Source organism: candidate division KSB1 bacterium (genome assembly GCA_016214895.1).
Taxonomy (GTDB): Bacteria; Electryoneota; RPQS01; order RPQS01; family RPQS01; genus JACRMR01.
The window spans coordinates 14956-25955 of sequence record JACRMR010000012.1 but is presented as its reverse complement, the minus strand read 5'-3'; the positions used below and the strand labels follow the sequence as shown (position 1 = coordinate 25955).

General features: G+C 60.4%; 6 protein-coding genes and 1 tRNA gene. 6 read left to right on the top strand and 1 reads right to left on the bottom strand.

Going from position 1 to position 11000, the window contains the following annotated elements; genetic code table 11:
- Positions 1–182 precede the first annotated feature (182 nt).
- The 5 genes from HZB60_06380 (at position 183) to HZB60_06360 (ending at position 6983) form a co-directional block, all read left to right on the top strand.
- Positions 183–2162, top strand: coding sequence for a T9SS type A sorting domain-containing protein (locus HZB60_06380; GenBank protein ID MBI5059391.1), 1980 nt, complete (start codon positions 183–185; stop codon positions 2160–2162).
- Positions 2163–2205: 43 nt separating this feature from the next.
- Complete coding sequence (locus HZB60_06375; GenBank protein ID MBI5059390.1) at positions 2206–4980, top strand: pyruvate, phosphate dikinase; 2775 nt, start codon at positions 2206–2208, stop codon at positions 4978–4980.
- A gap of 12 nt (positions 4981–4992) precedes the next feature.
- Positions 4993–5625: a YigZ family protein gene (locus HZB60_06370; protein ID MBI5059389.1), complete on the top strand. Its 633-nt coding sequence runs from the start codon at positions 4993–4995 to the stop codon at positions 5623–5625.
- Positions 5619–6872 carry an HlyC/CorC family transporter gene (locus HZB60_06365; GenBank protein ID MBI5059388.1) on the top strand — a complete coding sequence of 418 codons (1254 nt, stop codon included), beginning with the start codon at positions 5619–5621 and terminating at the stop codon, positions 6870–6872. Before HZB60_06370 ends, HZB60_06365 begins: the two co-directional genes overlap by 7 nt.
- Positions 6873–6909: 37 nt before the next feature.
- Positions 6910–6983: transfer RNA gene (locus HZB60_06360), tRNA-Met, on the top strand.
- Between the two features lie 65 nt (positions 6984–7048).
- Here HZB60_06360 and HZB60_06355 read toward each other — a convergent pair.
- Positions 7049–9823, bottom strand: coding sequence for a hypothetical protein (locus tag HZB60_06355; protein MBI5059387.1), 2775 nt, complete (start codon positions 9821–9823; stop codon positions 7049–7051).
- A 335-nt stretch (positions 9824–10158) separates the two neighbouring features.
- Between HZB60_06355 and HZB60_06350 the strand changes: the two genes are divergently transcribed.
- Positions 10159–10989, top strand: a complete 831-nt coding sequence (locus tag HZB60_06350; GenBank protein ID MBI5059386.1) for a sulfurtransferase — start codon at positions 10159–10161, stop codon at positions 10987–10989.
- The last annotated feature ends 11 nt before the right edge of the window (positions 10990–11000 follow it).

Below are 11000 nucleotides of genomic sequence, written 5' to 3'. Positions count from 1 at the left end.
ACACGATGGGTGTGTCAGCGGGCGAGCCTCCGGCTCGCCCGCTCTCGTGTGAAACCGCCGCGCATCGAGTGTCTATTCCTCGCTAATCATCTGTTTTCATGTGAAATAATTCGCTTGACTTTCTCCGCAGACCTCACTATCATATGGTGTTAAGCTGTCGGTTGCACATCGCGCAACGCGCCATGGCCAACATCATAATTTTACTAATATTACTTGGTTCGACCGGTTTTGCGGCGCCACGCGCGGAGCTGCTCTGGGGTATCCCTGGGGCCTCGCCGGTGTCACCGACACGTTGCCGGCCACGCACTCTGGACGACGATTCGCTGCATAATTACGATGCGCTGAGCTTGACCGCGGACCTCCGGTTCAGCGTGGTTGCGCATTCGGTTTCCGGTGTGGCCACAATTCGTTTGACCGGTGCGGCCGACTTGCCGCGCGTGAATCTGCGCCTGTCGTCCACGTATGACATTGACTCCGTCACCGTGGTCGGACTTCAGCACGTCGCGAGTTATGCTCAGCAGGGCACCGATAGTCTTCAGATTGATTTGACGCCGCCCTTGGCCGCGGGAGACACGATCGGCATTGCGATCGCCTATCACGGCACTCCTCCGCAGATTGACACCTGGGGCGGATTTCGCTTTGCACCGGAATCGGGCTGGCGTCCGGAGATCGGATTCTCGATGGGTGACGGACTGAGCCTGGACCCACCTCCGTCCAATTACAATTGGCTGCCCTCTTATGCCGATCCGGCGGACAAGCTCTCGTGGGAGTGCTTTCTGACTCCGGATTTCGGGACGGTCGCGACCACGAACGGCAGCCTCGTTGACACGCTGCGGATGCCGGACAATTTGCTGCGCTGGCACTACGTTCAGCCCGAGCCGATCTCGACCTACTTGATCTTCGTCGCGATTTCGGACTATGAGTTGATGGTACAGCGCCAGTCGGATCCGCAGATCTTGAACTACGTTTATCCGTCGCGTGTGACGCAGGCTCAAACGCACTTTTCGAACGTGCCCGCCGTGTTAGACGGATACAGTGCGTTGTTCGGCCCCTATCCGTTTGCGCGCTTCGGCTACAACATGACGCGCATCGGCGACATGGAGCATGCGACGTGCGTCTCGCATCTCGATCAAGCCGTGGTCGCCAATCATGCCTACGACTGGCTGCTATTTCATGAGATGTCCCATATGTGGTGGGGGGACTGGGTGACGCTTGGGGACTGGCGTGACCTCTGGCTGAATGAGGGCTTCGCGACGTATTGCGAAGCGCTCGGCATGGAGATTATGGGTGGTCACACCGCCTATCAGGACTATATCGTCGGCGGCATCTATCCCGATGCGCGTTCGGCGACGGACAGCTATTCGATTTACGATCCGGACTATTACTGGGGCGCGACGGTGTATCAGAAGGGCGCGGCGGTGATGCACATGCTGCGCGAGCTGCTCGGCGACTCGGCCTTCTTTGGCGCGCTGCGCGAGTTCGGTCAGGAGCATGCCTATGGCAACGCCGTGACCGCCGACTGGCAGGCCAAGCTCGAACAACACTACGGCGAAAGCCTCGACTGGTTCTTCGACGAGTGGGTGTACGGGACAAGATATCCGCGGTACCGCCTCACGTACGGTCTATTCGACACGGGTTTTGAACTGGAGCAAATCCAGACCTCGCCGACGTACTTTCGTATGCCGCTGGAAATTCGGTGGTATGACGGCGACCGCACCGATTCAGTAACGAGAGTTTACTGGACGGAGCCTGTGGCGGACCAATTCATCGAGATTGGAGAGCCCTTGCCCGATTTCTTTCCATGGGATGCTGCAGTGGACCCGAATCACAAGATTCTGAAGACTGCGCAGGTCATCATCGAGGGCGACGATGCCGAGGAGCAGCCCGCGCTACTACCTCTGCAGTTCGCCATCACGTCCGTCACCCCCAACCCCTTCAACGCCGCTGCAACGCTCCGCTTCGTACTGCCGACTCCGACGCGCGTGGACCTGCACGTCTATAACATCCAGGGCGCGCTGGTCGAGCCGCATGACGCAGGCACACTGAGCGCGGGCCCGCAGCACATGACCTGGAGCGGTGCCGGCCATGCTTCCGGTCTCTACATCTTCCAACTATCGACACCTGCTCAGTCGCTTACGGCCAAAGCCGTACTGCTGAAATAAGGCGCAATTCTTCCACATTCCCTTCGGAGAAATCCCACCTCTCATGGCGAAGTACGTTTACACCTTTGGCAACGGGAAAGCTGAAGGTCGAGCGGATCTGAAATCGCTCCTCGGCGGCAAAGGCGCAAACCTTGCCGAAATGAATCTGCTCGGCATCCCGGTACCCCCGGGCTTCACAATCACGACCGAAGTTTGCACTTACTATTACGCGCACGGACAGGCCCATCCGCCCACGCTTGCGGCGGAAGTCAAGGCGGCGATCGGCGAAATCGAGAAGTCCACCGGCGCGAAATTCGGCGACGTCACGAATCCGCTGCTGGTGTCGGTGCGTTCCGGCGCTCGTGCGTCCATGCCGGGCATGATGGACACGATTCTGAATCTCGGTTTGAATGACAAGACGGTGGCCGGGTTGATCAAGCGCAGCGGCGACGCGCGCTTCGCCTATGACTCCTATCGACGCTTCGTGGCGATGTATGGCGACGTCGTACTCGATCTGAAGCCGCAGACGAAGGAAGAGGAGGATCCGTTCGAGGTGATCCTCGCGGCAAAGAAGACGGAACGCGGGGTCAAGCTCGACACCGAGTTGACGGCGGACGACCTGAAAGATCTCGTCGCCAAGTTCAAGGCCGCGATCAAGCAGCGCAAAGGCGTGGAGTTTCCCGAGGACCCGGAACAGCAACTGTGGGGCGCGATCGGTGCGGTGTTCGGCTCGTGGATGAACGAGCGCGCGAATGTCTATCGTCGCCTCAACCGGATTCCCGAGTCGTGGGGCACGGCCGTGAACGTGCAGGCCATGGTGTTCGGCAACCTCGGTGACAACTGCGCAACAGGCGTGGCCTTCACGCGGGATCCGGCCAGTGGCGAACGCGCGTTTTATGGCGAGTTTCTGATCAACGCTCAGGGCGAGGACGTCGTGGCCGGAACGCGCACACCGCAGCAGGTCACGGTCGTAAGTTCCAGAGCCTGGGCTGCGTCGCATGCCGTCGCGGAAGCCGATCGCGCCGACAAGTTCGCTTCGCTGGAAGAGAAGATGCCTGCCGCGTACAACGAGCTGATCGCGATTACCGATAAACTCGAGCATCACTATCGTGATATGATGGACATCGAGTTCACGATTCAGGATCAAAAGCTCTGGATGCTGCAATGCCGCGTCGGCAAGCGCACCGGTCTGGCGGATGTGCGCATCGCCGTGGAGATGGTCAAAGAGGGCCTGATCACAAAAGAAGAAGCGGTGGATCGCGTGATTCCGCTCTCGTTGAATCAGCTCTTACGGCCGATCTTTGATCACCGGGCTATGGCGGGCGCGAAGGTGATTGCCAAGGGCTTGAATGCCGGTCCGGGCGCCGCCGCCGGTCGCGTGGTATTTCATGCTTCGGACGCGGAGGAATGGGCACAGAAGGGCGAGAAGGTGATTCTCGTTCGCATCGAGACATCGCCCGAAGACATTCGCGGGATGGATGCGGCGCAGGGTATTCTCACCGCGCGCGGCGGCATGACTTCGCATGCGGCGCTCGTGGCACGTCAAATGGGGAAGGTCTGCGTTGCCGGCTGCGGCGAATTGGACATCAACTACTCCGCCGGGACGATGATCGTGCGCGGCAATACCGTGAAAGAAGGGGATTGGATCTCGCTCGACGGTTCGACGGGAATCATTTATCTCGGCCAAATCGCAACCAAGCCGTCGGAAGTGTTGCAGGTTTTGCTCGACAAGACCTTAAAGCCGGCCGACGCGCCGTTGTTCCAGCTTTACGACACGCTGTTAGGCTGGGCGGACGGCATTCGCCGCATGCGGATTCGCACGAACGCCGATCAGCCGGACCAGTGCCGCAACGCGGTGGCATTTGGCGCAGAAGGGATTGGCCTGACGCGCACCGAGCACATGTTCTTCGAGGGCGACCGCATCGACATCGTCCGGGAGATGATTCTGGCCGACAACTTGGAAGCCCGCAAGCGAGCCCTGGCGAAGCTGCTGCCGATCCAGCGCGGCGATTTCGAGGGCATTTTTCGCGAGATGAACGGACGGCCGGTCACGATTCGCCTGCTGGACCCGCCGCTCCACGAGTTCCTGCCGCATGGCGCTGATGCCGTCGGCGCATTGGCCAAGAAGCTTGGTGTGTCCGCGCAGGCGGTGGCCTCCAAAGTGGAAACGCTTGCCGAGTCGAATCCGATGCTTGGACATCGCGGCTGCCGGCTTGGGATTGTCTATCCGGAGATCACGGAGATGCAGTCGCGCGCGATTTTTGAAGCCGCGGCCAACGTTCAGAAGTCCGGGATTGAGGTGCATCCGGAGGTCATGATTCCGCTGGTGATGACGCTGCCCGAATATCATGCTCAGGCGGAGGTGATTCATCGCGTCGCCGCCGAAGTGCAGCAGGCCACGGGCCAGCAGTTTGCCTACCTGACGGGCACGATGATCGAGTTGCCGCGCGCCGCCTTGATGGCCGACGAGATTGCCCGTGAAGCCGAGTTCTTCAGTTTCGGCACGAATGACCTCACGCAGACGACGATGGGGCTTTCGCGCGACGATTCCGGTCGTTTCCTGCCATTCTATGTGAATGCGCGGATCATACCTGAAGATCCGTTTGAGTCGATCGATACGGACGGCGTCGGCCAGTTGGTGCGTATGGCGACGGAGCGTGGCCGAGGTGCGCGCGCGAAGCTCAAGGTGGGCATCTGCGGCGAGCACGGCGGTGATCCCAATTCGATCTACTTCTTTGATTCAGTCGGCCTCGACTACGTTTCCTGCAGCCCCTTCCGCGTGCCGGTCGCCCGGTTGGCGGCGGCACAGGCGACGTTGCGAGCCAAGCAGAAATCCTGACGGAGCGCCCACTTGTCCGAGGGGACAAGCACATACTTGACGATTGCGGAGCCTGGCCACGCGGAGACGCGTGTGCTGGGCTCGCGCTTTTTCGGTCGTGCCACTGCCGTGGAAGACGTGGAGCAGATCGACGCGGAACTTCGTCTCGAAGCACGGCGTTTCCACGATGCCACCCATTGGTGTCATGCCTCACGAATCGGCTATCTGGCCGAGCCGGAAGAGCGTTGCAGCGATGCAGGTGAGCCGCACGGCACGGCCGGTCAGCCCATCCTGCGTGAAATCCGTTCACGCGAATTGACGAATACGCTGGTGCTCGTAACCCGCTATTTCGGTGGCACGAAACTCGGCAGCGGTGGTCTGGCGCGGGCGTACTCGGACTGCGCGGCTGCGGCGCTGGCCGCGGCAATCGTCAGAGTGCTGAAGCGGTACGATCAATTGGACGTGGCTTGCGGCTATAACGACATGAGCATTGTGTATCGGCTGGCGCGCAAATACAATGCGAGTCCGGTCCTGCAGGAGGGAACGTCGAACCCCCGCTTTGAGCTGACGGTGGAACCGGGAGTGACGGGGCCGTTGATGCAGGCGCTGGTGGATGAAAGCGCCGCCCGCATCACGGTCGCGCGCGGCGGGAGCATCGTATGCTGACGTGGATGATGATCTTCTTCGTCGTTGGCATCCTGTTCTCGGCGATTGAAACGGCATTTACCGCCTTCGATCGAATTCTGATTGACAGCTGGGAGCGCGGCGGCAGACTGGGCATTCCGGTGCTCCGCTTTCTGGCCGCGCATCCGGATCGCTTTCTCTCCACGACGCTGATCGGCAACAACCTCTCTAACGTCGGCTTCACGTTTGTACTCGTCGCAATGTGCGAGCAATGGGGCCTGAGTGACCTGAGTACAACACTGGTCTCCGCGTGCTCGTCGATCATCGTTCTGATCTTTTCGGAGATTCTGCCCAAGCAGATCGCCTATGCCTCGGCCAATCGGATCGTCCGGCCATTCTCCTGGCCGCTGATGATCGGCTATGTGGCGTTCTCGCCTATGCGCTGGCTCCTCGCGCCGCTGACCCGTCTGATTCCCAGCGCCAATTCCGGTGTTGCGCTCACGACGGAGCAACGATTACTTGCCTATCAAGCGGAATTCGAGCAGGTCTTGACCGGTGCCGAGGCCGCGGGCGCGGCGACGCCCGAGGAGGGTGAACTGCTCAGCCGCTATCTTGACGCGCGCGAGCTGAAGGTGCGTGACATCATGACCCCGCGAACGGAACTGGTCGCCGTGGATATCTCGTCAACGGTGCACCATGTCCGCGCCCTTTTCGAACGGCATCGCCACAACGTATTGCCGATCTATCAAGGCGATCTGGATCACATTCTCGGCTACGTTCGCGCCCGCGACTTCTTGACTGACGTGGCGGACCTGCGCGCCGTCGTCCGCCCGATTCCCGCGGTACCTGAATCGAAACACATTACGGAGCTGCTGCAGGAGTTCCGCACCGGGCGCCGCCACATCGCGGTCGTCATCGACGAATACGGCGGCACGGACGGACTCGTGACGATCAAGGACATTTTTGAGGAGTTGGTGGGCCCGGTTGCGGAGCGGTGGGATCCCGATGAACCAATCGTCCGCAGGACCGCTCCGGGCAAGTTCCTGGTTTCCGGAGGGGCATTCCTGGAGGATATCGAAGCCGAGACGGGCTGGCAACCTCCTGAAATGGAAGCAAATACACTATCTGGCCTGCTTTCCGAGTACTTAGGACGAATCCCGGAAGCAGGGGAAGATATTGTAATGCAAGGAGTTAGCTTCCGCGTGATTCGTCGGAGTCCGCGTCGAGTGGAAGGCTGTCTGATGAAACTTCGCGGCCATCTGCCCGGCACTCCGGAACCCCATGCTTGACAAAGTCCAAGAAATACCTTATATTACATATCTTCATTGCGGGGTGGAGCAGCCTGGTAGCTCGTTGGGCTCATAACCCAAAGGTCGTAGGTTCGAATCCTACCCCCGCTACAATGACAAAGACCTGTGACTGGTTCACAGGTCTTTGTCGTATGGGTACGGGCCGACGCTTCGCGCTACCGGACTTCCCTCTGTTTTCCGCCCGCATCGCGAATGGCATAGACATGCACATTCTCTAACGACAGCCCCGCGAATCGGGCGTCGGCGAAGACGAATCGCGGACTCTGCGGCGACTGACGCGAGACCAATTCCATGGCTGTCGGCTTCTGCGCGTCGCTGCTGGCAAGGCGTACTTCGTACAGTTTCACATCGTGCGCGGCCTCCCACTCGATCAACGGATACCCGCCGAGGGCAGCGATTCGATACTCGACTTCCTCGCGGTCGGGCACAATCGCCGGACCGGAGCTGATCGGGAGCAGCGCGTGAAACGTGCGTGCCGGCGCTTCAGCTGGACAAGTCTTGGTCAGGCCGCGATGGTCGGTCGCTTCAAGGTAGTACTCAATGCCCGTCGAACCGGCCAGGTTGACCGTCGCGCTGAACGCATCGGTTCCCACCGCAGCCAACGTGGTCTGTTGCCACGTCCCGGAGGGAAGCAGCCGATACCGCACGAGTCGTTGCGGAATCGCCGGTATCGTATCCGCCTGCCGCAAGGTGTCCGACCAGATATCAGCGAGAATCGTGGCGGAACCCTGCCCCGGCTGCAGCGTGAGCGGTGAATGCACGAAGTAAGGCCCCATATTCCACGCCATGCCACCATGTACCCCGAGCTGCTCATTAAGCGCGAGCACCCAATCGTAGAATTGCAGCCCGCGGCAACTCGGATACTGCGTCGCCTTGATCACCGATTGCCGGTTGAGCGCGAAGCCCACAGAACCCATATCCATCTGACCGCCGTCCATCGCAATCACCGACGGATGTCCGTTCGCCGCGAAGTATGCGAAGGCGGAGTCCACATTCGTGGTGTACTGCGCCTGGTTCATCATCTCAATCGGGGCCGGCAGCATCTGCAATCCGCCCACGTTCCAGGGGATGGATTGCACGGGCATCGCTCGCGGATCACGCCCCCAGATGTCGAACGGATCGCCGTAGATTCTAACCGGCGCCCCCGGCCGCTGGGCCTGGATGATCTGGTACATCTGTGCGCAGTAGCTTCCGACCAGTTGGGCGGGTGTCAGACCGCTCGCCAGACAGCTCGGGTCGTAACCCGCGAAGGACATCTCATTGATGTGGATCTTGAATCCGTCCGGCCGGAACAGCGAATCGAGATTGCGGACTCTCCGCTGGTAATTTTGCAGCGACGGCAAATTCGTGCAGCACACGGTCTGCTTGGCGCTCTCGTAGGGCACCGCACTGTAGTAGTTCACGGTCACGGAGTCGCCGCTGTTCAGTCGGCCGCCGGCGAGTCGCTCGAAGCGCGGCAGTTGGCAGAAATTGGCCCATGACACGCTGTTGGTCTCGATGACTTGATAGTCATACCCCTCGATCATCAGCTGATTGCTGGGCAGTTTGAATACTTGCAGCGGCGTCTCGGACCGCCGCACGACCGCCACCGGATCGGTCGTCTCAAAGGTGATATCGTCGAGCCACATGGTTCCGCCCGTCGCCACATCCGGCCCGGCCAGGATCAGCGCGGTGTCCACGTTGAACGTCGCGAACTTGATCTCCCAGAGGGTCCAGCCGCGCGTATCATCGTAACAGACGATTTCGCGGAAATCGCAGCCGCTGACCACCGGCGGCGGTCCGAATATCTTGAACCGAATCCGCCCGGTGAAGTGGTCCGTCCGGTACCAGATCTTCGCTTTCATCCAGCGATGACTGCCGACATACATGTTCTGCTGCAGCTCGAGACTGCCCGGCAGCGTCGGCGTGAAGCCGGTCCACTTGACGGCCGACGTCCCGCCGTGCTTGACAACCTGATCTCGCGATACGTAGGTCAGCGACGCTTCCGGGTTCGCCGTATAGCTGTTCGGCCGGTTGGCGGTCCAGCTCTCGAAATTCCCGTTGCCCAACGCCAGATTGAACCCATTCGTGATCGGCGTGAAGGCGGTCGCTCCCACGAGCATTTTGGTGCCGCTGCACGGGACGCCCTCCTGCCACGACGGATCATAGACTTCAATGCCTACGCGGTCGCACGACATGGTCAGCTTCATGCCGAACTGCGTAATCTTGTTTCGCAGCGCCAGCCCGTCGATGAGCACCTGCGGCCTTCCGAACAGATCGTTGCCGGCATCGGAGCTGTTCCATTCGATCTCGTTGAATCGAGCCAGTCGTGCATTATCCACGATCGTGTTGCAGTAGTCGCGCTGTGTGGCGTCCCGAATACTGCTGTTCAGCGTGGCAATTCGCTTGTTCCAGAACGGCCAGTCGCGAATATAGGCGCGATCCACATAGAGATTGCCGTTGGACTCGGCGAACAGATACGGAAGCGACATCGTCCCCCAGCGGACGCCGGGCATATCGCCGCCGCCGACCAGAATCCGGTTGTCGCTCACGTAAATCTGATATTCCTCGGCATGCGTGAATTGTCCGAGTCCATCGATTTCGGTGGAATCCAGCGCCGCTGCCAGGGCCGGAAACCTCGCGGCCGTGCCCAGCCAGATCGCGGGGTATTGCCCATCGGCCTCGTGCGCGTAAATCACCGTCGGACGACGAAATGTCTTTTGCTCGATGGCCGTGACCAGAGCATCTTTGATCCAATTCTCCTCCGCAGTCGGATTGGTTGGGAGCACCAGATAAAAGCTGCCCGGGATGAACACGGGGGACTCGGAGATCAATCCCATCTGCTGCGGACGGGGATAGATATCGCGCAATCCCGCCCGCGCCGGCTGGCAGACGGCGAGCAAGACAATCAGAAGCACGGCAAAGTGAGATCGCATGCGGGTCATAGTCATGATACAGTATCCGGAGTGTTCACCAACGGCTATGTCAAATCCCATGCCACGATGACGGGCGCGGGTTCGGGATCCTGAAGACGACCGAATTGTGAACGGATTTCTCCAACCGCCTGAATTTCGTGCGCCTCCGCAAACGGTGAACACAAGTCGGCGCGAGCACTTGAACATGTGGCAGCAGGAAACCTCTGCACACCGCAACCGTTTGCGAAGCGATCTTGCCCCCTGTATCATACCCGCGCGACACGCGTGTCACAATTGTCAATGCGATTGGACGTCAACGGGACATCGCGTTCTCGCTGTCGAGTCTTATAACAACTTCACATCGGCTTCACATGCAACTACTGGTCTCGACTGACTGGGTTATCGAGCGGCTTCATGATCCGCGCGTGATCCCCGTCTTCGTTCGCACCGTGCCCGGCCAGCCCGGAGTCGCGGCTGCGGAATTCGCCGCCGCGCACTTGCCCGGTGCACGATTTCTCGATCTGGACATCGACCTCGCCGACGTTTCCGCGGCGAATTCCGGCCGACATCCGCTGCCCTCGCCGGAAAAGTTCACGAGCACCCTGTCTCGCGAGGGAATCAGCCCGGGCGACTCTGTCATCGCCTATGACCACTCCGACGGATCACAGGCGGCGCGCCTCTGGTGGATGTTGCGATGGATCGGTTTCTCGCGGGTCGCCGTGATGGACGGCGGATTGGCGAAGTGGACTCGCGAAGGGCGCTCAATCGAGCGCGGCGCTGCTCAAACTCTGACACCGATCGGGGCACTCATCAATCCTCGACCCGATCCAAGCCTGTTAGCGACGATGACCGAAGTCGAGCAATTCGCCGACGCGAAGTTGATCCTTGCCGACGCGCGCTCAGCCGAGCGATTTCGCGGCGAAAACGAGACGATCGATCCGGTCGCGGGGCACATTCCGGGCGCGATCAGCCTGCCCTTTACCGACAATTTGACCGGCGACCCGCCGGTGATGCGATCTGCCGGGGACCTCCGGTCGCGCTTTGAATCCGCCGGCATCCGCGACGCGTCGCGGGTCATCTGTTACTGCGGCTCCGGCGTTACAGCCTGCCACAATCTGCTGGCCTTCGAGCTGGCCGGCCTGCGCGGCGCGCGCCTCTATCCCGGCAGTTGGAGCGAGTGGATTCAGCACCATGACGTCTGAGTCGCCGTTGT